Source organism: Nocardia asteroides, from assembly GCA_019930625.1.
GTDB lineage: Bacteria > Actinomycetota > Actinomycetes > Mycobacteriales > Mycobacteriaceae > Nocardia > Nocardia sputi.
Map to the genome: position 1 here is coordinate 523,971 of CP082844.1, position 25,753 is coordinate 549,723.

Consider the following 25,753-nt stretch of genomic DNA (forward strand, 5'->3'; position numbering starts at 1 on the left):
CGGGGTATCTGTGTGTTGTTTCAGATACCGCACAGTGGACGCGTAGCAACCTTTGTCAGTAAGTCCTCGGCCGATTAGTACCGGTCACCTCCACACGTTACCATGCTTCCAGTTCCGGCCTATCAACCCCATGGTCTATAGGGGGCCTTAACCACTCGAAGGTGGTGAGAAACCTCATCTTGGAACAGGCTTCCCGCTTAGATGCTTTCAGCGGTTATCCCTTCCGAACGTAGCCAACCAGCAGTGCCCTTGGCAGGACAACTGGCACACCAGAGGTTCGTCCGTCCCGGTCCTCTCGTACTAGGGACAGCCTTCCTCAAGTTTCTGACGCGCGCGGCGGATAGAGACCGAACTGTCTCACGACGTTCTAAACCCAGCTCGCGTGCCGCTTTAATGGGCGAACAGCCCAACCCTTGGGACCTACTCCAGCCCCAGGATGCGACGAGCCGACATCGAGGTGCCAAACCATCCCGTCGATATGGACTCTTGGGGAAGATCAGCCTGTTATCCCCGGGGTACCTTTTATCCGTTGAGCGACACCGCTTCCACATGCCGGTGCCGGATCACTAGTCCCGACTTTCGTCCCTGCTCGACCCGTCAGTCTCACAGTCAAGCTCCCTTGTGCACTTGCACTCGACACCTGATTGCCAACCAGGCTGAGGGAACCTTTGGGCGCCTCCGTTACATTTTGGGAGGCAACCGCCCCAGTTAAACTACCCACCAGGCACTGTCCCTGAACCCGATCAGGGTCCGAGGTTAGAAGTCCAATACGACCAGAGTGGTATTTCAACGACGACTCCACGAACACTGGCGTGCCCGCTTCACAGTCTCCCACCTATCCTACACAAACCGTACCGAACACCAATACCAAGCTATAGTGAAGGTCCCGGGGTCTTTTCGTCCTGCCGCGCGTAACGAGCATCTTTACTCGTAATGCAATTTCGCCGAGTCTGTGGTTGAGACAGCAGAGAAGTCGTTACGCCATTCGTGCAGGTCGGAACTTACCCGACAAGGAATTTCGCTACCTTAGGATGGTTATAGTTACCACCGCCGTTTACCGGGGCTTAAATTCTCAGCTTCGCGTCCGAAAACGCTAACCGGTCCTCTTAACCTTCCGGCACCGGGCAGGCGTCAGTCCGTATACATCGTCTTACGACTTCGCACGGACCTGTGTTTTTAGTAAACAGTCGCTTCTCTCTGGTCTCTGCGACCACACCCAGCTCGGAGAGCAAATCTCGTCACCAGACGTGGTCCCCCTTCTCCCGAAGTTACGGGGGCATTTTGCCGAGTTCCTTAACCACAGTTCTCTCGATCGCCTCGGTATTCTCTACCTGACCACCTGTGTCGGTTTGGGGTACGGGCCGTGTACCAACTCACTAGAGGCTTTTCTCGGCAGCATAGGATCACTGAATTCGCCTCAATCGGCTACGCATCACCTCTCAGGCACATGAATGGCGGATTTGCCTACCACTCGCCCTACAGGCTTACACCAGGTACTCCATCACCTGGCCCAGCTACCTTCCTGCGTCACCCCATCGCTTGACTACTACACCCAGGGTCTCGTGCATCCCCTTCCGGCTTCCCGAAGGAAGTCCATCCAGTTCAGGACGATTAGCACAGATGACTCGCCATTGGGCGCGGATACACGGGTACGGGAATATCAACCCGTTGTCCATCGACTACGCCTGTCGGCCTCGCCTTAGGTCCCGACTCACCCTGGGCGGATTAACCTGGCCCAGGAACCCTTGGTCATTCGGCGGACGAGTTTCTCACTCGTCTTTCGCTACTCATGCCTGCATTCTCACTCGCACAGCCTCCACAACTAGTTCACACTGCTGCTTCCACGGCTGCACGACGCTCCCCTACCCATCCCAGCTCCTGGCTCGAAAGCAAGATAATACTGGAATGCCGCGGCTTCGGCGGTGTACTTGAGCCCCGCTACATTGTCGGCGCAGGATCACTTGACCAGTGAGCTATTACGCACTCTTTCAAGGGTGGCTGCTTCTAAGCCAACCTCCTGGTTGTCTTCGCGACCCCACATCCTTTTCCACTTAGTACACGCTTAGGGGCCTTAGCCGGCGATCTGGGCTGTTTCCCTCTCGACTACGAAGCTTATCCCCCGCAGTCTCACTGCCACGCTCTCACACACCGGCATTCGGAGTTTGGCTGACTTCGGTAAGCTTGTAGGCCCCCTAGGCCATCCAGTAGCTCTACCTCCGGCGTGAAACACGTGACGCTGCACCTAAATGCATTTCGGGGAGAACCAGCTATCACGGAGTTTGATTGGCCTTTCACCCCTACCCACAGCTCATCCCCTCAGTTTTCAACCTAAGTGGGTTCGGGCCTCCACGACGTCTTACCGTCGCTTCACCCTGGCCATGGGTAGATCACTCCGCTTCGGGTCCATGATGTGCGACTCAACCGCCCTATTCGGACTCGCTTTCGCTACGGCTACCCCACACGGGTTAACCTCGCCACACACCGATGACTCGCAGGCTCATTCTTCAAAAGGCACGCCATCACCCCACCCCGAAGGGAAGGCTCTGACGGATTGTAAGCGTCCGGTTTCAGGTACTATTTCACTCCCCTCCCGGGGTACTTTTCACCTTTCCCTCACGGTACTAGTCCGCTATCGGTCACCAGGGAGTATTCAGGCTTACCGGGTGGTCCCGGCAGATTCACAGCAGATTTCACGGGCCCGCTGCTACTCGGGCACCCACTACAACAGAGCACGCATTTTCGCCTACGGGACTCTCACCCTCTACGACAGGCCGTTCCAGACCACTTCGACTAACACGCACTTTTCTGACTGTTGCCCACCACGGCAGTGATAGGAAAATGGGCCCCACTACCCCGTCCAGACAACCCCTGCCGGGTATCACATCTGAACGGTTTAGCCTCATCCGCTTTCGCTCGCCACTACTCACGGAATCACAATTGTTTTCTCTTCCTGTGGGTACTGAGATGTTTCACTTCCCCACGTTCCCTCCACACCGCCTATATATTCAGCGGCAGGTGACACGACATCACTCGTGCCGGGTTTCCCCATTCGGAAATCCTCGGATCTCAGCTCGGTTGACAGCTCCCCGAGGCTTATCGCAGCCTCCTACGTCCTTCATCGGCTCCTGGTGCCAAGGCATCCACCGAACGCTCTTCAACACTTACAAAACAAAGATGCTCGCGTCCACTGTGCAGTTCTCAAACAACACACCCACTCGAACCCGAACCCGACACCAGCCGAAGCAACAAAGCCCCGCGGTATGAACCGGAGATCCGAACGGATCGTATTTTTTGCCTGGAAAGAACGTCTGTTCTTTCAGGACCCAACAGTGTGTCGACTACATCCGACCCTCATCATCACAAAGACTCCGAGAACGATCGGCCCATGTCAGCGTTCCACCCATGAGCTCCGCAGTCCCACATTCGGGGACATAAGCGGCTCTGCCAGAAGCGATCCCGACTCCACGGGACACTCACTGGAGATGCTCCTTAGAAAGGAGGTGATCCAGCCGCACCTTCCGGTACGGCTACCTTGTTACGACTTCGTCCCAATCGCCGATCCCACCTTCGACGGCTCCCTCCCACAAGGGGTTAGGCCACCGGCTTCGGGTGTTACCGACTTTCATGACGTGACGGGCGGTGTGTACAAGGCCCGGGAACGTATTCACCGCAGCGTTGCTGATCTGCGATTACTAGCGACTCCAACTTCACGGGGTCGAGTTGCAGACCCCGATCCGAACTGAGACCGGCTTTAAGGGATTCGCTCCACCTCACGGTATCGCAGCCCTCTGTACCGGCCATTGTAGCATGTGTGAAGCCCTGGACATAAGGGGCATGATGACTTGACGTCGTCCCCACCTTCCTCCGAGTTGACCCCGGCAGTCTCCTGCGAGTCCCCGGCATAATCCGCTGGCAACACAGGACAAGGGTTGCGCTCGTTGCGGGACTTAACCCAACATCTCACGACACGAGCTGACGACAGCCATGCACCACCTGTACACCGACCACAAGGGGGCCTACATCTCTGCAGGTTTCCGGTGTATGTCAAACCCAGGTAAGGTTCTTCGCGTTGCATCGAATTAATCCACATGCTCCGCCGCTTGTGCGGGCCCCCGTCAATTCCTTTGAGTTTTAGCCTTGCGGCCGTACTCCCCAGGCGGGGCGCTTAATGCGTTAGCTACGGCACGGATCCCGTGGAAGGAAACCCACACCTAGCGCCCACCGTTTACGGCGTGGACTACCAGGGTATCTAATCCTGTTCGCTACCCACGCTTTCGCTTCTCAGCGTCAGTTACTGCCCAGAGACCCGCCTTCGCCACCGGTGTTCCTCCTGATATCTGCGCATTTCACCGCTACACCAGGAATTCCAGTCTCCCCTGCAGTACTCAAGTCTGCCCGTATCGCCTGCAAGCTCACAGTTGAGCTGTGAGTTTTCACAGACGACGCGACAAACCGCCTACAAGCTCTTTACGCCCAGTAATTCCGGACAACGCTCGCACCCTACGTATTACCGCGGCTGCTGGCACGTAGTTGGCCGGTGCTTCTTCTACAGGTACCGTCACTTACGCTTCGTCCCTGTCGAAAGAGGTTTACAACCCGAAGGCCGTCATCCCTCACGCGGCGTCGCTGCATCAGGCTTTCGCCCATTGTGCAATATTCCCCACTGCTGCCTCCCGTAGGAGTCTGGGCCGTGTCTCAGTCCCAGTGTGGCCGGTCGCCCTCTCAGGCCGGCTACCCGTCGTCGCCTTGGTAGGCCATTACCCCACCAACAAGCTGATAGGCCGCGGGCCCATCTCGCACCGATAAATCTTTCCACCCCCAGCCATGCGACCAGAAGTCATATCCGGTATTAGACCCAGTTTCCCAGGCTTATCCCGAAGTGCGAGGCAGATCACCCACGTGTTACTCACCCGTTCGCCGCTCGTGTACCCCGAAGGGCCTTACCGCTCGACTTGCATGTGTTAAGCACGCCGCCAGCGTTCGTCCTGAGCCAGGATCAAACTCTCCGTTGAAGACTCACAACCACACCCCCGAAAGGGTGCAATCAGATCAAAAACTAGAGTCCGAAAACCTAGCAAAACAATCGCCAGCAAAAAGCTGACAAAAAATGCCCGACCCTCCACACGGGGAGTGTAAGAGCCGGAACCAAAAAATATTTGGCACTGACATTCATCGACACACTATTGAGTTCTCAAAGAACACACGCACACACCATCGCCCGGTCTGAACCGATTGATCGGTGAAGCAACTTTTCCAGCTTAGCTCAGCCGTGAACCCAGTCGCAAACCGGGGTCGCGTTCAAGCCAGTGTGATCGCCAGGCGCTCCTCGTACTACCTCGTTTCCCTGGCCTCTCGCTCAGCGTTTCCGCTCAGCTCCTGGGCCCCGGGTCGGTGTCCGTGTCGCTCTGACTTGGAATAAGTTACGTGTCTGCGTGAACGATGTCAAATCGCCTGGTCAGTACGCGTTTTCGTGAAACCGTTGCGTAACGTGCCGGCGACGAAGATCGAATCGGCGCTCAATCCCCGGCGCCGACCCGCACTACGTCGCCGCCCAACGCCTGCAGCTGCTCGACGAAGTTCGGATACCCGCGATCGATGTGGAAGACGTCGTGCACTTCGGTGGTCCCGTCGGCGACCAGTCCCGCGAGGACCAAACCCGCGCCGGCCCGAATATCCGACGACCACACCGGAGCGCTCGACAACCGCGGAATCCCGCGCACCACCGCATGGTGCCCGTCGGTACGCGCGTCGGCGCCGAGCCGGATCATTTCTTCCACGAAGCGGAAGCGGGCCTCGAAGATGTTCTCGGTGATCATCGAGGTTCCGTCCGCGATGGACGCGAGCCCGATGGCCATCGGCTGCAAGTCGGTCGGGAAACCGGGGAACGGCAGCGTCGAGAAGTTCACCGCACGCGGACGCTCGGCCTGGATCACGCGGAAGCCGTCCTGCTCGAACGAGATGCGCGCCCCCGCGGACCGCAGCTTGTCCAGTACCAGCGACAGATGCTTGGGGTTCACGCCGGTGACGCGGATGTCCCCGAGGGTCATCGCGGCGGCGATCCCCCACGTCGCGGCCACGATGCGGTCCCCGATGACGCGATGGGTGGTCGGCGACAGGCGCTCGACCCCCTCGATGGTGAGCACCGAGGTGCCGGCGCCGCTGATTCGCGCGCCCATCCGGACGAGCATGTTGCACAGGTCGACGATGTCGGGTTCGCGCGCGGCGTTGTCGATCACCGTCTCCCCTTCGGCGAGCACCGCGGCCATGAGGATGTTCTCGGTCGCGCCGACCGAAGGGAAGTCGAGGCGGATCCGGGCGCCTTGCAGTTCGTCCGCCTTGGCCACCACGCAACCGTGCTCGATCTCGCTGGTCGCGCCGAGCAAGCGCAGACCGGCCTGGTGCATGTCGAGCGGACGGGAGCCGATCGCGTCACCGCCGGGCAGCGCGACGACGGCGCGCTTGCACCGCGCCATCAACGGACCCAGTACACACACCGACGCGCGGAACTGGGTCACCGCGGGGAAGTCCGCGTGATACTTCGGTTCGGCAGGCGTCGTGATGGTGACCACCCCGCCGTCGATGGACACGTCGCAGCCGAGACCGCGCAGCACATCACCCATCAGTGGCACGTCGAGGATGTCCGGGCAGTTCGTGATCGTGGTCGTGCCCTCGGCCAGCAACGCAGCGGCCATCAGTTTGAGGACGCTGTTCTTGGCGCCCCCCACCGTGACCTCACCGACGAGTCTGTTTCCGCCGGTAACCAAAAACCGTTCCATGCCGCCTCTCCGCGTATTCGGCGCACTGTTGGTGCAAGGATAGTTGGGGCGGCGCACTACGGTGCCGCCTCTCCACGACTCCCCTCGCCTCCGAACGTTTTCGCTGTTCGAGCGAGTGCCGCGGGATGGGCGTTCTGCGGCCGACGGGGTGGAGGCCCCGTTGCCTTGCTGGCCATACCCGGTGATCGCTCGGCTAGTCGCCTCCGGTGCTACGCGATCAGTCGCTCGGCCGTTCTCCGCCGGGTTTCCACAGGATATCGCCGCCGGGATTGGCCACCCGACTCAGGATGAACAGCAGGTCGGACAGGCGATTGAGGTACTTGGCCGGCAGGATGTTCGTGTCCTCCGGATGGGCCTCGATCGCGGCCCACGCCGAGCGCTCCGCACGCCGGGCGACCGTACGGGCGGTGTGCAGCAGGGCCGCGAGCGGAGTACCGCCGGGCAGGATGAACGAATTCAGCGCGGGCAGTTCGGCGTTGAACTCGTCGCACCATGCTTCGAGCCGGTCGATGTAGGGCTGTGTGACTCGCAACGGCGGGTACTTCGGCTCCGCGACCACGGGGGTGGAGAGGTCTGCCCCGGCATCGAACAGGTCGTTCTGTACCCGGCGCAGCACCGCGAGCATTGTTCCTTCCGCTCCGCCGAGGGCGATCGCCACACCGATGGCGGCGTTGGTCTCATCGCAGTCGGCGTAGGCGACCAACCGGGGGTCGGTCTTCGCGACCCGGGAGAAGTCGCTCAATCCCGTGGTCCCGTCATCGCCGGTCCGGGTGTAGATCCGCGTCAGATGCACGCTCACAGCACCACCCTAACGGGCGCGGCGGGAAGCAGTCCGCCAAGCGGCCGAGCGCGGGTGTTACAGGCCCGGCATCCGCCGGGTGCGGTCGGACGGGCGGGACTCCACCCAGGAGAGGAAGGCGGTCAGGGAGTCGCGATCCAGCGCCAGCTCGAAATCGCCCGCGCGGTCCGCTACCGCGATCACAGCGATGTCGTCGGTCATGATGTCGAATTCGTCGCCGCGCGGGCCGCGGCGGTCACCGATCTCGATACCCTGACGCCCGATGGTGGAATCCGGGCCGAGTTTCAGGCTGGTGAGTTTGAAGAAGACGAGACGATCCTCGTCGTAACGGATCAGTCCGTGCCGCCACCCTTGCCCCCCACGAGCGGGGAGGACGCGCAGAATCGCGGCGGTTCCGCCGCGGCGCAACATGATCAGGCGGTAAGTCGAGGCGAGCGCGAGGAACACGAGCGTGAGCACCAGAATGATCAGCAGAACCATCCCGGTGTGCAATGCCGTTCGTCCCTTCGCTCGCGCCACCATGTCTTCGACACGGCATTCGATTGGCGGTGATCACAGGCTCTTCGTTGGTACGCAGGCTTCCGCCTCCGACCCTGATGCTCACACCGCGTGCGGTCATTCAACCACGGCCGCGAGTTTACAAATGGCCCGGCCGTGTCCGACTCGCCTGAAAGACGCTGTCGGCGGTGAAGGAACCCTTCACCGCCGACAGCGATTGCTCTCGATGACAGGTTGTTCGCTTACGCGTTCGCGTTCTGTTCGACCGCGCGCACCCGGGCCTGAGCGGCCTTCTGCTGCTCGTCGCTGGCCTCCGAGTCGGCCAGTACCCGGCGGGCCGCCTCGAGGTCCACCTCGTCGGCGAATTCCGCCGACTCGGCGAGTACCCGAACCGAGTTCGCGGTCACCGAGAAGAAGCCCCCGTGGACCGCGGCGACGATGCGCCGACCGTCGGTGTCCACGATCGTCACGGTGCCGCCCTCGACCAGCTGGCCGAGCAACGGCTCGTGCCCGGCCATGATGCCGATCTGGCCCTCGGTGGTCTGCGCGCTGACGAACGACGCCTGGCCGGACCAGAGCAGTCGCTCGACCGCGACGAGATCCACTGACATTTCCGCCATCGGTGACTACTTTCCGAGGATCTTCTTCGCGGCCTTCTCGACATCGTCGAGACCACCGCAGCTGTTGAAGGCCTGCTCCGGGTAGCTGTCGAACTCGCCCTTGCAGACCCGATCGAAGTCATCGATGGTCTGCTCCAGCGGCACGACCGAACCCGGCTGACCGGTGAACTTCTCGGCCACGATGAAGTTCTGGCCGAGGAACTTCTCCAGACGACGGGCACGACCGACGAGGACCTTGTCCTCTTCCGACAGCTCGTCCATACCGAGGATGGCGATGATGTCCTGCAGTTCCTTGTACTTCTGCAGGATCCGCTTGACCTCGTTGGCCACCCGGAAGTGCCGGTCGCCGACGATCGAGGCCTCCAGGATGCGGGAGGTCGAGGTCAGCGGGTCGACGGCCGGGTAGATGCCCTTCTGCGAGATCGGGCGGGAGAGCTCGGTCGTCGCGTCCAGGTGGGCGAAGGTGGTCGCCGGCGCCGGGTCGGTGTAGTCGTCGGCGGGCACGTAGATGGCCTGCAGCGAGGTGATGGACCGACCACGGGTCGAGGTGATGCGCTCTTGCAGCTCACCCATCTCGTCGGCCAGCGTGGGCTGGTAACCGACGGCGGAGGGCATGCGGCCGAGCAGGGTCGACACCTCGGAACCGGCCTGGGTGAACCGGAAGATGTTGTCGATGAACAGCAGCACGTCCTGGTGCTGCACGTCGCGGAAGTACTCGGCCATGGTGAGGGCCGAGAGAGCGACGCGCATACGGGTGCCCGGCGGCTCGTCCATCTGACCGAAGACGAGGGCGGTGTCCTGGAGGACGCCCATCTCCTCCATCTCCAGGTGCAGGTCGGTGCCCTCACGGGTGCGCTCGCCGACGCCGGCGAACACGGAGGTACCGGAGAACTCCCGTGCGATACGGGTGATCATCTCCTGGATCAGAACGGTCTTGCCGACACCGGCGCCACCGAACAGACCGATCTTGCCGCCCTTCACGTACGGGGTGAGCAGGTCGATGACCTTGATGCCCGTCTCGAGCAGCTCGGTCTTGCCCTCGAGCTGGTCGAACGACGGCGGCTTGCGGTGGATGCCCCACTGCTCGCCGTCGCGGCCGAGGCCGGGGGTGTCCAGGCAGTCGCCCAGCGCGTTGAAGACGTGGCCCTTGACCACGTCACCGACCGGCACCGAGATCGGCTTGCCGGTGTCGGTGACGGTGGCGCCGCGGACCAGACCGTCGGTCGGCTGCATCGAGATGGTGCGCACGATGCCGTCGCCGAGGTGCTGGGCGACCTCGAGGGTCAGGGTCTTGGCCACCGAGGTCAGGGCGATCTCGGCGTGCAGAGCGTTGAACAGCTCGGGAATGGCTCCGCGCGGGAACTCCACGTCCACGACGGGGCCGATGACCCGGACGACGCGGCCTGCGGCGCCGCCGGTCCGGCTCGTGTTGTCTTGAGTGACAGCTGCGGTCATTGGTGTTGGTTCTCTCCGTGTCGATGTGCGGCCTTCGGGGGCCTTACTACGTGCCCGTCGCTCAGGCCGCGTATGGCGCTCAGTCGCGGTCCGAGCTCGACGCCAGCGCGTTCACGCCGCCGACGATTTCGCTGATTTCCTGCGTGATCTGGGCCTGACGCACCGAGTTCGCCTCGCGCTGTAGCACGCTCGCGAGTTCGTTGGCGTTGTCGGTGGCGGCCTTCATTGCGGTGCGCCGAGCCGCGGACTCGGATGCCGCTGCCTCGAGCAACGACGCGTAGATACGCGTATTGACGTACTTCGGCAGCAGCGCCGCCAGCAGCACATCGGCGTCGGGCTCGAATTCGTACTGGGCGTGGACGTCGGCGGTCGGCGAATCCGACACCATGTCCTCACCCAGGTCGAAGTTCTCGTCGACGTAGCTCACCTGGATGGGCGCCAGCCGGCGCACCTCCGGGGTCTGCGTCAGCATCGACACGAAGCGCGTGTAAACGACGTGCAGCTCATCGACACCTGCGATGTCACCCGTCCCGTTCGGAGCGGGAACCGCCCCGTCGGAGCCGGCCATGAAGGCGTCCACCAAGTGGTTGCAGGCGGCCGAGGCATCGGTGTACTTCGGCTGCTGCGAGAACCCGGTCCACGCCGACACGTACGGGCGGTCGCGGAAGGCGTAGTACGTCAGGCCTTTGTTGCCCATGACGTAGAGCACCGGCTCCTTGCCTTCGTCGCGCAGGGTGGTCATCAGCTCTTCGGCGCGCTTGAGCACGTTCGAGTTGTAGCCACCGCACATGCCGCTGTCGCTGGTGATGACCAGCACGGCGGCCCGACGCGGGTTGGGGCGCTCGGTCAGCAGCGGGTGCGAGAGGTTCTTCGACGCGCTCGCCAGCTCGCTGAGGACCTTGGTGATCTCCTCCGCGTACGGCTTCGCCGCCGCGACCCTGGCTTGCGCCTTGGAGATTCGCGAGGTCGCGATCAGCTCTTGGGCCTTGGTGATCTTCTTGATCGAATTCACACCACGAATGCGGGAGCGCAATTCACGCAAACTTGCCATCAGCGGTTCACACTCCCTTCATTCCCTGCGTTGGATTGGCGGCATTCGCGGGGCACCAGGTGGTCGCGTACGCGTCCTCCTTCGTGCCCCTCGCTCCTGCCGCGGATCGAATAGCGCATTGCGAGCTCGCGTTACTTCTCGACGTGCTTGCGGGTGACCGACAGCGACTCGACCTCTTCGTGGTCGAGCTGGCCCGCGTCGGCCTCGTTCACCACGGGAGTGCCGTCGGAGGTGAGGAAGGTCCCAAGGAACTTCTTGGTGGCCGCCTCGATCTGCTCGGCAGCCTCGCCGTCGAGCACCTTGCCGCCCTCGATCGCCTTGAACGCGTCGGCGGCGCTGCGGTGCAGCTCCTCGAGCAGTTCGGCGTTGAAGCGGCGGATGTCGCCGACCGGGATCGCGTCGTAGTGGCCACGGTCGACCAGGTAGATCGAGATGATCTGGTCCTCCACCGGCACCGGCGAGTACTGGTCCTGCTTGAGCAGCTCGACCCAGCGGGCGCCGCGCTCGAGCTGAGCCAGCGAGGCCGCGTCGAGGTCGGAGGCGAACGCGGAGAACGCCTCCAGCTCGCGGTACTGCGCCAGCTCCAGGCGCAGCGAGCCCGCCACCTTCTTCATGCCCTTGGTCTGGGCGGCGCCACCGACGCGGGAGACCGAGGTACCGACGTTGATCGCCGGGCGGACGCCCTTGTTGAACAGGTCGGACTCGAGGAAGACCTGACCGTCGGTGATGGAGATGACGTTGGTGGGGATGAAGGCCGAGATGTCGTTGGCCTTGGTCTCGATGATCGGCAGACCGGTCATCGATCCCGCACCCAGCTCGTCGGACAGCTTCGCGCAACGCTCCAGCAGCCGGGAGTGCAGGTAGAAGACGTCACCCGGGTAGGCCTCGCGGCCCGGCGGGCGACGCAGCAGCAGCGAGATGGCGCGGTAGGCCTCGGCCTGCTTGGTCAGGTCGTCGAACACGATGAGCACGTGCTTGCCCTGGTACATCCAGTGCTGGCCGATGGCCGAACCGGTGTAGGGGGCCAGCCACTTGAAGCCGGCGGAGTCGGAGGCCGGGGCGGCGACGATGGTGGTGTACTCCAGCGCGCCGTGCTGCTCCAGCGCGGCCTTCACGCCCGCGATGGTGGAGCCCTTCTGGCCGATGGCGACGTAGATGCAGCGCACCTGCTTCTTGGGGTCGCCGGACTCCCAGTTGGCCTTCTGGTTCAGGATCGCGTCGATGCAGACCGCGGTCTTACCGGTCTTGCGGTCGCCGATGATCAGCTGACGCTGGCCGCGGCCGATGGCGGTCAGCGCGTCGATCGCGGTGATGCCGGTGGCCAGCGGCTCCTCGACCGGCTGGCGCTCCAGCACGGTCGCGGCCTGCAGCTCGAGCACGCGTTGTTCCTCGGACTCGATCTCGCCGAGACCGTCGATCGGCTGGCCGAGCGGGTTCACCACGCGACCGAGGAAGTTGTCGCCGACCGGAACCGAGAGCACGTCACCGGTCCGGCGGACCTCCTGGCCCTCCTCGATCTCGGCGAACTCGCCGAGGATGACCGCACCGATCTCACGGTCCTCGAGGTTCAGCGCGACGCCGAGCACGCCGCCCGGGAACTCGAGCAGCTCGTTGGCCATCGCCGAAGGCAGGCCGCTGACGTGCGCGATGCCGTCACTGGTGTCGGTGACCACACCGACTTCTTCGATGGAGGTCTCGGGGGTGTAGCTCTGGGTGTAGCTCTCGATCGCGCTACGGATCTCGTCGGAGGAGATCGTCAGCTCCGCCATGTTCTTCCTGCTCTCGCTGTCTGGGTCTGGAATGTCGGGGGTGGTGGAAGCGCGCTAGGCGAGTGCCCGGCGCAGCTTCTCCAGTCGGCCGATGGCGCTGCCGTCGATCACGTCGTCACCGACGCGCACCACGACTCCGCTCAGCAAACTCGGGTCGACCTCGATGTGCACCGTGGTCGCCTTGCCGTAGATGCGCCGCAGGGAGGCGGCCAGCCGGTCACGCTGCTGTTCGGTGAGCCCGATGGCGGCGCGCACATGCGCGACGATCTGATCGCGGCGAGCCGCCGCGAGGTCGGCCAGTTCGTCGAAGGCGGCGCCGATACTCGTCCGCTGCCTGGTCACCACCTGCTCCGCCAGGGTCAGGGTGATGGCCTCCGTCTTGCCCGCGAGCAGCCCGTTGAGCAGCTCGCGCTTGGCCGAAGCCTGCTGCGACCGATCCGACAGCGCCTGATCCAACGCCGAGTTGTCGCTGATGATCCGGCCGAGCCGGAACAGCTCGTCCTCGACCGCTTCGAGCCGGCCACGCTGGGCCGCCGACTCCAGCAACGCCTCCTGGCCGAGCAGCACCAGAGTGGCCACCAGGTCGGAGGTGCGCGACCAGTTCTGGGCCACGGCGGTGGTCAGCACTGCCAGCGTGGCAGCGCTGACCTTGCCGCTGAAGACCCGCTCGCAGAGTTCCGCGCGCGCGGAACCCGGCACCGACACGTCCGCGAGCGCCACACGCAGCGAACGCTGGTCGTCCAGCACGGCGACAACGGCGAACAGTTCCGACCCCGTCGTGGCCGCGGCACTGTCGCTTCCGGTCAGAGCGGCCCGAAGCGCCTCCCGAGACCGGGCACTGGCCTCGCGGCTCGCTGCGTACATGCTTCTCACTTTCGCGTCGTTACCTTCCGACCCCGATGCCTGCGTCCGTCTGGTCGAGCTCATCGAGGAACCGGTCGATCGAGGAGGCCTGCTTGGCCTCGTCCGAAACCGACTGTCCGATGATCTTCTCGGCCAGATCGACGGCCGTGCGGCCGACTTCCGAGCGCAGCTCGGTCAGGATCTGCTGGCGCTGGGCTTCCAGCTGGGTGTGGCCCGCCGCGATGATGCGGTCGGCTTCGGCCTGGGCCTCCGAGCGCATCTGCGCGAGGATCTCCTGGCCCTGGGTGCGCGCGTCCTCACGGATGCGAGCGGCCTCGAGCCGGGCGTCGGCCAGTTGCTGCTGGTACTGCTGCAGGGTGAGCTGAGCTTCTTCCTGCGCGGCTTCGGCGCGAGCGATGCCGCCTTCGATCTTCTCGGAACGCTCGTCGAGTGTCTTCATCAGGCGCGGAACCACGTACTTGTAGAACAGGATTCCGATGATGACGACGCAGACGATCGACCAGACGATGTCGTACGTTTCGGGGACGAGAGGATTCACTTCCTCTCCCTCCGCCGCGGCGAGCAAAACTGACTCGTACATCGGAATCAGAAAATGAAGCCGGCGACGAGACCGATGAGGGCCAGGGCTTCGGTGAACGCGATACCGAGGAACATGTTGGTACGGATGGTGCCCTGCAGCTCAGGCTGGCGCGCGATGCCCTCGATGGCCTTGCCGACGACGATGCCGACGCCGACGCCGGGGCCGATGGCGGCGAGACCGTAGCCGACGGCGCCCAGGCCCTTGAAGGTGCTCTCGTTCGTCGCGGCTTCCTGGGCCAGGTAAGCGAGGCTCATGAGTCTTCCATTCCCTTTCTGTTGCTCACCCGCCGGTCGGCGTGGTGCAGCAGGTTTCCGGTATTAGTGTCGGTCAGGTCAGTGATCGGCCGCGTGCTGTGCGAGTCCGATGTATACGGCGGTCAGCAGCGCAAACACGTAAGCCTGCAGGAAGATGACCAACAGTTCGAAGAGCGTGAATCCGAGTCCCGCGATCAGCGAGAACGGCGAGAACACCTTCATCCACGCGGCGGCGTCGAACAGGAAGAACCAGGTCGCGCTGAAGAACAGCACCAGCATGATGTGGCCGGCCAGCATGTTCGCCATGAGTCGGACGGTCAGCGTGAACGGACGCAGGATGAAGGTCGAGACGAACTCGATCGGAATCAGCAGCACGTGCAGCGCGGGGGGAACATTCGGAACGACGATGCTGCTGCGCATGTAGGTCAGGAAGCCGTACTTCTTGATACCGACGTAGTTGAACGCCAGGTACGCGACGACGGCCAGCACCAGCGGCATGCCGATTCGGGCGTTCGACGAGATGTTCAACCCCGGGACGACGCCGGAGAAGTTCAGGAAGAGGACCGTGAAGAAGATCGTCGCGATCAGCGGGAAGTACTTGCGCCCGGTTTCCTTGCCGAGGACCTCTTCGCAGATCTGCTCCTTGACGAAGACCAAACCGATTTCGGCGACATTCTGCAGGCCGCGCGGCACGATCCTCGGCGAGCGGAAGGCCAGCAGCATCACGCCGACCAGAACGAACGACATCAGAATGCGGATCAGCATCAATCGATCGAGTTCGAACGGTGTTCCCTCGAACAGCACAGCTGGAGGGAAGAAGTCGGTAAGCGACGGCGCGTGGAACTCGGCCGCCAGAGTGGTGACGCTCAGCGTTCTCTCCCGTGTTCGGGCCGCGGGTACGGTCATTCCCGCGGTTCGATCGGACATTGACGATCAATTTGGTCGACTCAGGTCGGCTCGAAGTTCGTCAGCAGCTGGGCGGTGGTTTCATTTCCACCAGGCGTCTGTACGTGTGTCGGCGACATTCGTCGACATGCAGAACCGGAACAACCCCTGGGAGCCCGGCACGGCAGTAAGCATAGCGGCCCAGGCGGTGGATCTCGGCGGTGACCCCTCATCGATCCTCGACTTGGTCGCTTGCTTACCAACACTTTACCAAGTCATCTACGACAGCGTGTAGGGGGTGGGTGTTTTCGTTACTCCCGAGTATCTGGAGCGCTCTGGGCGTCGGTCGTCGTCACGTACGGAACCTTCTGCCGCACAACCCCGTACGTCTCCGCGCCGAGCACGATGACCAGGGCTCCGACGACCGTGAGGAACAGGACGACCCGGTCGTAGAAGTCGAACCGCTGCAGGATCGCGACGACGATCAACGCCACCAGCACCTTGCCCGCCCAGCTGACCAGCATGATCAGTCCGGCCGTGCTGGGCGGCAGTTTCGCGCCGAACAGCACGACGGCCGCGGTGGTGAGGATGAAGCCGCCGCCGATCGCGGCGCCCAGCAGCGCACCCCACACTCCGGGAATGCCCGCGACGGCCGCGCCGAGCGCGACGGCCAGGACCACCAGCACCCCCAGGCCGATCAGTCCGTAGCGCAGCGCGGACCGCAGCGGCGCATCGGGGCCGGGGACGGGTTCGGGTGTGAAGCTCACAGCCGCCGACTTTACCCGGACGCCGATCCGTCCCCCGCCGGGTCCCCACGCCGCAGCCCCGGAATCGCGGTGATCACCAACGCGAAAACCAACCCGCCCGCCATCAGCAACACCACGAGCGTGCGATCCATCAGCGAGGTGCCGACCGCGCCGAACGCGAGCACACCGACCCACAAATAGATCAACAGCACGACGCGGCGGTGGGAATGGCCGATCTGCAGCAAGCGATGATGCAAGTGCATCTTGTCCGGCGTCGAGAAACTCACGCCCGCCCGGACCCGGCGCACGATAGCGAGCAACAAATCGAGCACCGGAATGAACATCACCGCACCGACCAGCAACAACGGGGAAAGCAGACCGACGATGTCGCGCGGGCCGTAACCCTGCAGGGGGATTCGGCCCGAAGCGCCGGTCGAGACCGCGGCGAGCATCAATCCGATCAGCATCGAGCCGGAGTCACCCATGAATATGCGGGCGGGCTGGAAATTGTGCGGCAGGAATCCCAGGCATCCGCCCGCCAGCGCGGCGGCCAGCAGCGCGGGCGGGTAGGTGTCGACCGAGCCGCCCTGCTCGTTCATCAGGCCCAGGCAGAACACGAAGACCGCCAGCGCCGCGATCAGGCCGAGGCCCGCCGCCAGACCGTCCAGCCCATCGACGAAGTTCATGGCGTTGACCAGCGTGACAGTGACCGCGACGGTGACCAGGCCGCCCTGCAATCCGTCCAGCACGACCGTGGTGTTGCTGAACGGGTTGTAGACGACGTACCAGCCCAACCCCATGACCGCCATCACGCCCGCCGCCGTGACCTGCCCCGCGAACTTCGTCAGCGCGTCGAGGCCCCAGCGGTCGTCGACGATGCCGACCAGCACGATGACGGTGCTCGCCACCAGCACGGCGATCGGGATGTTGGGTTTGTAGTCGAACCCACTGCGCAGCGCGGGTAGCTGGTGGGCGAACAGCACCGCGGCGACCACACCGATGTACATGCCGACGCCACCCATGCGCGGAATCGGCTTGACGTGCACATCGCGGTCACGCGGCACGGCGACCGCGCCGAAGCCGATCGCCAGCACCCGCACTCCGCCGGTGGCCAGGAACGTCACCACCGCCGAGATCAGCAGGACGACGAGCAGCTCCCGCAGGGGGACGACAGCGCTCGAACCCATCATCCGAGCTGCTGCGCGGCGCCGCTGAGCGCTTCCGGCGACATCCCGAGCACCTCGGCGATGTCGGCGACGGACACCGCGCCCACGCGCAGGACCCGCGGCTGATCGGCGGTCAGATCGACGATCGTGGAGGCGACCGCGTGCTCGGCGGGCCCTCCGTCCAGGTAGACACCGACCAGCTCGCCGAGCTGGTCGCGCGCCTCGGCCGCGGTCGTCGCCGGCGGCCGGCCGGACACGTTCGCGCTGGACACCGCCAGCGGGCCCACCTCACGCAACAGTTCGAGAGCGACCGGGTGCAGCGGCATACGCAGCATCACCGTCCCACGCGTGTCACCGAGATCCCACGCGAGCGAAGGAGCTTGCTGCACAACCAGACTGAGACCGCCGGGCCAGAACGCCCGGATCAGCTCGCGCGCCTGGGGACGCACCGAGAACACCAGTCCGTCGATCGTGTGCCAGGAGCCGACCAGCACCGGCACCGGCATGTCCCGGCCGCGGCGCTTGGCCGCGAGCAGCGAGCTCACCGCCGTGGAATCGAACGCGTCGGCGGCCAGGCCGTACAGAGTGTCGGTGGGCAGCACGACCAGCCGTCCGGATTTCAGGGCGCTGGTGGCCGCGGACAGTCCGGCGGCGCGCGAGTCGGGATCCGCGCAGTCGTAGACGGTACTCACGCCGACCATCCTGGCATCTGTGCCGCCTCTCCGGGTATTCAGGCCGTACTAGTGGGGTGACGCGGGATACACGTTCAGTGCGGAGCAGCCCGCGGGTCAGGTGTGGATGGCGGCTACGAAGCGGGGTTTGCCTGCCAGGTCGGGGTGCTCGACGACGTCGGTGAAGACGCCGGTGGCGGTGAGGAGAGCGGCTACGCCGGAGCCGTTGGTGTCGTCGTGCTCGATGGCGGTGGCACCGCCCGGCCGCAGCAGTCTGGTGATGTTCGGGATCATCCCGCGGATGACGTTCAGCCCGTCGGGGCCACCGAACAGGGCGACGGACGGATCGTGCTCGGCCACCTCGGGGTCGAGGGGCGCGCCCTCCGGGATGTAGGGCGGATTGGACACCACGATGTCGACCCGGCCGTCCAGGTCGGTGAGCAGTCCCGGATCGGTGGCGTCGTCGGCGTAGAGCGTGATCGGGGTGTCGCCCGCGGCGATGCGGTCGTCGGCGTTGCGCCTGGCCCACACCAGTGCGGCGGGATCGAGTTCGACGGCGCGCACGTCCGCGTCGGGGCGCGCGTGCGCGACGGCCAGCGCGAGCGCTCCCGATCCGGTGCACAGGTCGACGACGATCGGCGCGTGATCGTGCGGCAGCGCCTCCAGTTGCGCCAGCGCCCACGCGTACAGCAATTCGGTCTCGGGACGCGGCACGAAGACACCGGGGCCGACCGCGAGGTCCAGCGCACCCATCACGGCGGTGCCGGTCAAGTGCTGCAACGGGATTCGCCGCGCCCGGCGGGCCACCAACGCACGGAACTCGTCCAGCTTGTCCGGCGGCACGAGCGGGGTCAGCGCCAGCCTGGTCCGTTCCACGCCCAACACGTGCGCCGCCAAGTGCTCGGCGTCGGCCTGCGGACTGTGCACCCCGGCGGTCCGTAACGTCTCGACGGCATCGTTGATGGCGGGGCGCAACGCGACTCGGGTGGTAGACATGGCACCGACTCTGCCGGAAAGACGATCATTCCGCCGCCATACGCGCTTCGCGATCCGCCTTTCCCAGAGCATCCAGCAGCGCGTCGAGGTCGCCGTCGAGCACGGAGTCGAGGTTGTGCGCCTTGAAACCGATCCGGTGATCGGTGATCCGGTTCTCCGGGAAGTTGTAGGTGCGGATCCGCTCGGAGCGGTCCACGGTGCGGATCTGGCTGGCCCGGCCCGCCGCCGCCTCCTGGTCGGCCTGTTCTTCCGCCAGCGCCTGCAACCGCGCCGCGAGCACCTGCATGGCGCGCGCCTTGTTCTGCAGCTGGGAACGCTCGTTCTGGCAGGTGACGACGATGCCGGAGGGCAGATGGGTGATGCGCACCGCGGAGTCGGTGGTGTTGACGCCCTGTCCGCCCTTACCGGAGGAGCGGTAGACGTCGATGCGCAGGTCCGACTCGTCGATCTGCACCTCTTCGATCTCGTCGGGCTCCGGATAGATCAGCACGCCCGCGGCCGAGGTGTGGATGCGGCCCTGCGATTCGGTGACCGGGACGCGCTGCACCCGGTGCACGCCGCCTTCGAACTTGAAGCGCGACCAGACACCGTCGCGGGCGGCGTCGCGGCTCTTGATCGACAGCGTCGCCTCTTTGTAACCGCCCAGGTCGGACAGGTTGACGTCGAGAATCTCGACCTTCCAGCCGTGCCGCTCGGCATATCGCACGTACATGCGGGCCAGGTCGGCGGCGAACAGCGCGGACTCCTCACCGCCTTCGCCGGATTTCACCTCGAGCACGACGTCGTCCCCGTCGTGCGGGTCGCGCGGGGCCAGGAGGTCGGCCAGGGCCTGTTCCAGTTCCTCCACCTGCCGTTCCAGATCCGGGATCTCCGCGGCGAACGCCGAGTCGTCGGCGGCGAGTTCCCGGGCGGCGGACAGGTCGTCACGCGCCGTCTCGAGTTTGCGGTAGGTTGCCATGACCGGCGCCAGCTCGGCGAACCTTTTGCCGACCCGGCGCGCGGCGCCCGCATCGTTGTGCAGCGACGGATCGGCCAGCTGCGTCTCCAGGCCCGCGTACTCGGCCAGAATGTCGTCGATGGCGGACGGTTGCGTCACAGTGCTTCCTTCTCCTGGTACCAGTCCATACAAAACACCGACGCCCGGCCTGCGCAGCAGGACCGGGCGTCGGCGAGGAAGCTACTTGGCGTCGGCCTTCTTGCCGGCACGCTTGCCGTAGCGGGCCTCGAAGCGGGCCACGCGACCACCGGTGTCGAGGATCTTCTGCTTGCCGGTGTAGAACGGGTGGCACTGCGAGCAGACCTCGACGGTGATGTGTCCCGACTCCTTGGTGCTGCGAGTCTGGAAGGTGTTGCCGCAACCACAGACGACCGTGGTGTCGACATACGTCGGGTGAATTCCTGCCTTCATGGGTGTCCTCTCGAGTTTGGTCGCCGGGTCGCCCACGCGAATTCGCGCGGAGCGTGAACCGGAACCGACTAGGCGGGAGCTCTGCTCACCTGAGCAGACGCAACGACCGTTCAGTATGCCAGAACTGCCGTTACGCTCCCAAAACGCCCCCGGCGAGTGGTTTGTTCCCGCCCTGCGTACTCCCCCGCCGTTCGCGCCCCTGGAAGTCCTGGCACGCGAATCCCCACCGACTCCGGGACCCTGAAGTCGGGTAGTCCGCTACTCAGGAATGCGAACAGATTCGTTCATAGAGTTGCGTACCTGGTGCACATCGGCGTGCCGAGACAGGAAGGAGACCCCGTGAACATCCGAATCGCGTCCGCGATTTTCGTTCTACTGACTCTCGCGGTCGCCGTCGGTTTGTACGCACTTCCCGATCCGCACTATCCGGCACCGGAGAATGCCGTACACAGTCAGACTTCGGATTCCACCGCGCCCGACCCCGGCGACGAGCCCTGCGCACTGATCCTCGGTCTCCTGATCAGTGGCGCGGCCACGATCGGAATCGCTTTCTTCGCCCCGGCAACGCCGAGAGGGTCCCGCTTGTGCGGGACCCTCTCGGCCGTTGTCATGGCGACAACTGATTTGGTAACTCGTCGGGCACGCCCAGAACCCGCCGAGATGCTTTTGGTCGGCCCCGCACGCGAACTCCGCGGCACCCGACCACTACGGCCTGAATACTCGAAGGGGCGGACGAGCCCGAGCCTATTCGTCGAGCGCGCCCGGCGCGGTCTTGCTCACCGACATCAAGAATTCGAGGTTGGTCTTCGACTTCTTCAGACGGTCGATCAGCAGATCGATCGCCTGGTGGGAGTCCAGGCCGGACAGTACGCGGCGCAGCTTGTGCAGTACCGCCGCCTCGTCGGGGCTGAGCAGTAGCTCGTCCTTGCGGGTACCGGACGGGTTGACGTCCACCGCGGGGAACACGCGCCGCTCCGCGATCTTGCGGTCCAGCTTGAGCTCGGCATTGCCGGTGCCCTTGAACTCCTCGAAGATCACCGTGTCACCGGTCGAACCGGTCTCCACCATCGCGGTGGCGATGATCGTCAGCGAGCCGCCGTTCTCGATGTTGCGCGCCGCGCCGAGGAACCGCTTGGGCGGGTACAGCGCGGTGGAATCGACACCACCCGAGAGAATCCGGCCCGAGGCGGGCGAGGAGTTGTTGTACGCGCGCCCGAGCCGGGTGATCGAGTCGAGCAGCACGACGACGTCCTTACCCATCTCCACCAGGCGCTTGGCGCGCTCGATGGCGAGTTCGGCGACCGAGGTGTGGTCCGACGGCGGACGGTCGAAGGTCGAGGAGATGACCTCGCCCCGGACCGAACGCTGCATGTCGGTGACCTCTTCGGGACGCTCGTCGACCAGCACCACCATGAGGTAGACCTCGGGGTTGTTGGTCGCGATCGCGTTCGCGATGTCCTGCAGGATCGTGGTCTTACCGGCCTTCGGCGGCGACACGATCAGGGCGCGCTGGCCCTTGCCGATCGGCATGATCAGGTCGATCACGCGGGTGGTCAGCTTGTTCGGCTGGGTCTCCAGCCGCAGGCGCTGATTCGGGTACAGCGGGGTGAGCTTGCCGAACTCCGGCCTGCGCTTGGCCGCTTCGACTTCGCCGCCGTTGACCGTGTCCAGCCGCACCAGCGGGTCGAACTTCTGGCGCTGGTTGGCCTGTTCGCCGTCGCGCGGAGCGCGCACCGCGCCGGTGATCGCGTCACCGCGGCGCAGGCCGTTCTTGCGGACCAGGTTCATCGACACGTAGACGTCGTTCGGCCCGGCCAGGTAACCCGACGTGCGGACGAAGGCGTAGTTGTCCAGCACGTCGAGGATGCCCGCGACCGGCTGCAGAACGTCGTCCTCGCGGATCTCGAGCTCGCGGGCCTCGCCGCCGCCACTCTCGCGGTCACGCCCACGACGACGCTCACGGAAGCGACGTCCGCGCCGTCCGCGACCGCCCTCTTCGTCGTCGCCGCCACGGCCGCCCGCGCTGCCGTTCTGGCTCTGGCCGCGCTCGCCCTGGCCACGCTCGTCCTGGCCACGCTCGCTCTGACGCTCACCTTGGCCACGGTCACTCTGACGGTCGCCCTGGCCACGGTCACTCTGACGGTCGCCCTGGCCACGCCCGCTCTGACGTTCGCCCTGGCCACGCTCGCGGCGACGCTCGCCGCCCTGTTCGGCGTCCTGCTTCGGCTCGTCGGCACGCGTTTCGGCGGGCGCGGTGTCGGCGGCGGATCGCGCCTGGTCACGGCCACGCCGCTGCCTGCCGCGGCCACGCTGGCCGCTCTCCCTGCCGGACTCCTCGGAGGTCTCGGTCGCCGTGGACGACGCCGACGCGGCCGCGTTCGCGGCGGCGGGCGCGGAATCGGCGGGGGCCGTCTTCGCCGGGGCGGGAGCCTCGGTGGGCGCAGCCGAAGCCGCGGGCGTCACGTCGAGGGTCGCCTGCTCGGCCTTGGCCGGCGCCGGCGCAGCGGGAGCGGCGGTCTTGGCGGGGGCATCGGCCTTGGCTGTTGCCGCGGACTTGGCCTCGCTCTTGGCGGGCTTTTCCGCCTTCGCTGCTTTTCCGGCCTGATTTTCCTTGATGGCGGCGATCAAATCGCCCTTGCGCATTCCGGAGGTGCCTCGGATACCGAGCTCCCCCGCAAGCGCGCGCAACTGCGGCAACAACATTCCAGTCAGCCCCGATCGTGCGACGTCGGTGTGTTCGCTCATCTTCGAAATCTGTCCGGATTCACTTTCGCGGTCGCCCGTCGGGTTCGATTCCACGCCGGGTGTCGCGAGCAGGTCCGTATCTGTCACGGAAATCCTTTCCTTCCCTCGATTGCCGTGTGCTGTGTCGAGGGTTCGTCCCGCAGCCCGGGCATTCTGCCGGACTGGGATGCGTCCGTCCGGGCGCTGTGTGCCGTATCACCTGCCCCGCCGGCCCGGCGGCTTCTCCACCATTGGTGAAAGGTGGGGGAGAGATCATTCCAGTTGCGCAGCTACGCAGCACCCCCATGGCCTGGAGGCTCGAGCCTGGAGCCTGCTGGAGCGATTGCCCTGATGAAGCACCGGCGTCTGATGCGCACGATGTACGGACTTGCCCAGGATAGCTGTCCATTGCGAATCTCGGCAAGACAGACTCGCCGTCAGTCGACCAGGACGCCCTCGGCGATTCCCGGCTCCACCACGCGCAGGCCGTCGGCCGCCGCCAGTTCGCGAAGTTCCGCTGGAAATTCGCTGGTCGCCAGAGCCAGGATGGTGGGGCCCGCGCCGGAGACCGTGGCCGCGATCCCCGCCGCGCGCAGGCGGGTGATCCAAGCGGTGGTCAACGGCAGCGCGGGAGCACGCTGAGCCTGGTGCAGGCGGTCGGCGGTGGCCGGCATCAGCAGGTCGGGTCGCTGGGTGAGTGCTACCACCGCCAGCGCGGCGCGGCTGACGTTGAACGCGGCATCGCCGTGCGCCACGATCTCGGGCAGCAGGCCGCGGGTGTGTGCGGTGGACGAGCGCTCCTCGGGGATCAGTACGACCGGGCGCAGCGCGGGATGGGCCTCGAGCCGCACCGCGCGGTAGGCGCGGCCGTGGTACTCCGTCACCGGAGCCTCGTCGGCGTTGCGTTCGCTCTCGGTCCAGGAGACCACGATTCCGCCGAGCACGCTGGCCGCCGCGTTGTCCGGGTGACCCTCGAATTCCGCGGCCAGCTGGACCATTCGGTCGGCCGACGTGGCCAGCGCCGGGTCCAGCTTGCCCGCCAGGGCACAGCCCGCGGCGAGTCCGCCGACGACCGCGGAGGCCGACGAGCCGAGCCCGCGCGAATGCGGAATCACGTTGCGGCACACCACATCGAGGCCATCGGCCCACACCCCCGCCGACTCGAGGCCGCGCTCGATCGCGCGGACCACGAGATGCGAAGGGCCCCAAGGTACATCGTCGGCGCCCTCGCCCTCGACCCGGATGGTGAGCCCGGAATCCGTAGTGCGCACCTGGATCTCGTCGTAGATACCCAATGCCATGCCGAGCGAGTCGAACCCTGGGCCGAGGTTCGCGGTGGACGCCGGTACCCGCGCGGTCACGGTGAGACCTGCGGGCAGGGTCGCGGTCATGAGCTGGCTGTCGCGGGAATCCAACTCAGGCCAGCTCTAGTTCGGCGGCGACCGCGACCGGGTCGACCGAGATCGGCTGCACCTGAGGCATGCCCGACAGCGCGGTGTCGGGGTCCTTCAGACCGTTGCCGGTCACCGTGCACACCACGGTGAGTCCGGAATCCAGCCAGCCCTCCTTGCGGGCGGCCAGCACACCGGCCACGCTGGCCGCCGACGCGGGCTCGACGAACACCCCTTCGGTGGCCGCGACCAGGCGGTAGGCGTCGAGGATCTCCTCGTCGGTGGCGGCGCGGAACGCTCCACCGGACTGCTCCTTGGCCTCGACCGCGCTGTTCCAGGAGGCAGGCGCGCCGATCCGGATCGCGGTGGCGATGGTCTCGGGATCCTTCACCGGGGCGCCGTTGACCAGCGGGGCCGCCCCCGCGGCCTGCACCCCGAGCATGCGGGGCAGACCGCCGGTGATGCCGTCGGCGTGGTACTCCCGGTAGCCGCGCCAGTACGCGGTGATGTTGCCCGCGTTCCCGACCGGAAGCGCGTGCACGTCGGGAGCCTTGCCGAGCACGTCACAGATCTCGAAGGCCGCGGTCTTCTGGCCCTCGATACGCGCCGGGTTGACCGAGTTCACCAGGCCGATGCTGGGGAAGTCGGCGGTCACCTTGCGAGCGAGCTCCAGGCAGTCGTCGAAGTTGCCCTGCACCTGGATGATCTTCGCGCCGAGCATGACGGCCTGGGCCAGCTTGCCCATCGCGATCTTGCCCTGGGGGATCAGCACGGCGCAGCTCATGCCGGCGCGCGTGGCGTACGCCGCGGCGGATGCCGAGGTGTTGCCGGTGGACGCGCACAGCACCGCTTGCTGGCCGCGGTACTTGGCGTCGGTCATCGCCACCGTCATTCCGCGGTCCTTGAACGAGCCGGTCGGGTTCAGGCCCTCGACCTTCAGGTACACCTCGCACCCGGTCACCTCGGACAGGTGCGGCGCGGGCACCAGCGGCGTACCGCCCTCATACAGCGTGACCGGCTCCCAGTCGGCCGCGCCCGCGATCCGGTCGCGGTAGGCCGCGATCAGGCCCGGCCAGCGGGAGTGCACTCCTGCCTGGGGC

The 25,753-nt window shown here is 65.3% G+C and carries 20 protein-coding genes and 2 rRNA genes; all 22 read right to left on the reverse strand.

Annotated elements, in window-relative coordinates; translation table 11 throughout:
* Positions 1-54: 54 nt before the first annotated feature.
* Positions 55-3,167, reverse strand: a 23S ribosomal RNA gene (locus tag K8O92_02480).
* Between the two features lie 326 nt (positions 3,168-3,493).
* Positions 3,494-5,012 (reverse strand): 16S ribosomal RNA (locus K8O92_02485).
* Together the 16S and 23S rRNA genes form the textbook arrangement of a ribosomal RNA operon.
* 504 nt (positions 5,013-5,516) lie before the next feature.
* Positions 5,517-6,776 carry a UDP-N-acetylglucosamine 1-carboxyvinyltransferase gene (gene murA, locus K8O92_02490; protein UAK32905.1) on the reverse strand — a complete coding sequence of 420 codons (1,260 nt, stop codon included), beginning with the start codon at positions 6,774-6,776 and terminating at the stop codon, positions 5,517-5,519.
* A gap of 217 nt (positions 6,777-6,993) precedes the next feature.
* On the reverse strand, positions 6,994-7,575 hold the full coding sequence (locus K8O92_02495; GenBank protein UAK32906.1) for a cob(I)yrinic acid a,c-diamide adenosyltransferase: 582 nt from the start codon (positions 7,573-7,575) through the stop codon (positions 6,994-6,996).
* Positions 7,576-7,632: 57 nt separating this feature from the next.
* Positions 7,633-8,055, reverse strand: a complete 423-nt coding sequence (locus tag K8O92_02500; GenBank protein ID UAK32907.1) for a DUF2550 domain-containing protein — start codon at positions 8,053-8,055, stop codon at positions 7,633-7,635.
* Positions 8,056-8,315: 260 nt separating this feature from the next.
* Positions 8,316-8,693 carry a F0F1 ATP synthase subunit epsilon gene (locus tag K8O92_02505; protein UAK32908.1) on the reverse strand — a complete coding sequence of 126 codons (378 nt, stop codon included), beginning with the start codon at positions 8,691-8,693 and terminating at the stop codon, positions 8,316-8,318.
* 6 nt (positions 8,694-8,699) lie between these two features.
* On the reverse strand, positions 8,700-10,148 hold the full coding sequence (gene atpD / locus K8O92_02510) for a F0F1 ATP synthase subunit beta (GenBank protein ID UAK32909.1): 1,449 nt from the start codon (positions 10,146-10,148) through the stop codon (positions 8,700-8,702).
* A gap of 79 nt (positions 10,149-10,227) precedes the next feature.
* Positions 10,228-11,199 (reverse strand): F0F1 ATP synthase subunit gamma, encoded by a 972-nt coding sequence (locus tag K8O92_02515; GenBank protein UAK32910.1) that lies wholly within the window; start codon positions 11,197-11,199, stop codon positions 10,228-10,230.
* Positions 11,200-11,330: 131 nt separating this feature from the next.
* A complete protein-coding gene (gene atpA, locus K8O92_02520; GenBank protein ID UAK32911.1) occupies positions 11,331-12,968 on the reverse strand; it encodes a F0F1 ATP synthase subunit alpha in 1,638 nt (545 codons plus the stop codon).
* A 54-nt stretch (positions 12,969-13,022) separates the two neighbouring features.
* Positions 13,023-13,832, reverse strand: a complete 810-nt coding sequence (locus K8O92_02525) for a F0F1 ATP synthase subunit delta (GenBank protein UAK32912.1) — start codon at positions 13,830-13,832, stop codon at positions 13,023-13,025.
* A 19-nt stretch (positions 13,833-13,851) separates the two neighbouring features.
* Positions 13,852-14,412: a F0F1 ATP synthase subunit B gene (locus K8O92_02530; GenBank protein UAK32913.1), complete on the reverse strand. Its 561-nt coding sequence runs from the start codon at positions 14,410-14,412 to the stop codon at positions 13,852-13,854.
* Positions 14,413-14,417: 5 nt separating this feature from the next.
* Entirely contained in the window at positions 14,418-14,666 is a 249-nt protein-coding gene (locus K8O92_02535; protein UAK32914.1) for an ATP synthase F0 subunit C, read from the reverse strand.
* A 78-nt stretch (positions 14,667-14,744) separates the two neighbouring features.
* On the reverse strand, positions 14,745-15,593 hold the full coding sequence (atpB, locus tag K8O92_02540) for a F0F1 ATP synthase subunit A (protein ID UAK32915.1): 849 nt from the start codon (positions 15,591-15,593) through the stop codon (positions 14,745-14,747).
* A gap of 269 nt (positions 15,594-15,862) precedes the next feature.
* Positions 15,863-16,318: a hypothetical protein gene (locus tag K8O92_02545; GenBank protein ID UAK32916.1), complete on the reverse strand. Its 456-nt coding sequence runs from the start codon at positions 16,316-16,318 to the stop codon at positions 15,863-15,865.
* An 11-nt stretch (positions 16,319-16,329) separates the two neighbouring features.
* Positions 16,330-17,487 carry an undecaprenyl/decaprenyl-phosphate alpha-N-acetylglucosaminyl 1-phosphate transferase gene (locus K8O92_02550; GenBank protein UAK32917.1) on the reverse strand — a complete coding sequence of 386 codons (1,158 nt, stop codon included), beginning with the start codon at positions 17,485-17,487 and terminating at the stop codon, positions 16,330-16,332.
* Positions 17,484-18,155 carry a threonylcarbamoyl-AMP synthase gene (locus K8O92_02555; GenBank protein ID UAK32918.1) on the reverse strand — a complete coding sequence of 224 codons (672 nt, stop codon included), beginning with the start codon at positions 18,153-18,155 and terminating at the stop codon, positions 17,484-17,486. Before K8O92_02555 ends, K8O92_02550 begins: the two co-directional genes overlap by 4 nt.
* Before the next feature lie 96 nt (positions 18,156-18,251).
* Positions 18,252-19,130, reverse strand: a complete 879-nt coding sequence (gene prmC, locus K8O92_02560) for a peptide chain release factor N(5)-glutamine methyltransferase (protein UAK32919.1) — start codon at positions 19,128-19,130, stop codon at positions 18,252-18,254.
* Between the two features lie 25 nt (positions 19,131-19,155).
* Complete coding sequence (gene prfA / locus K8O92_02565) at positions 19,156-20,226, reverse strand: peptide chain release factor 1 (GenBank protein UAK32920.1); 1,071 nt, start codon at positions 20,224-20,226, stop codon at positions 19,156-19,158.
* An 81-nt stretch (positions 20,227-20,307) separates the two neighbouring features.
* Entirely contained in the window at positions 20,308-20,538 is a 231-nt protein-coding gene (gene rpmE, locus K8O92_02570; GenBank protein ID UAK32921.1) for a 50S ribosomal protein L31, read from the reverse strand.
* A 744-nt stretch (positions 20,539-21,282) separates the two neighbouring features.
* A complete protein-coding gene (gene rho / locus K8O92_02575; GenBank protein UAK32922.1) occupies positions 21,283-23,370 on the reverse strand; it encodes a transcription termination factor Rho in 2,088 nt (695 codons plus the stop codon).
* 329 nt (positions 23,371-23,699) lie between these two features.
* A complete protein-coding gene (gene thrB / locus K8O92_02580) occupies positions 23,700-24,653 on the reverse strand; it encodes a homoserine kinase (protein ID UAK32923.1) in 954 nt (317 codons plus the stop codon).
* Between the two features lie 25 nt (positions 24,654-24,678).
* Entirely contained in the window at positions 24,679-25,740 is a 1,062-nt protein-coding gene (thrC, locus tag K8O92_02585; GenBank protein UAK35389.1) for a threonine synthase, read from the reverse strand.
* Positions 25,741-25,753: the final 13 nt, after the last annotated feature.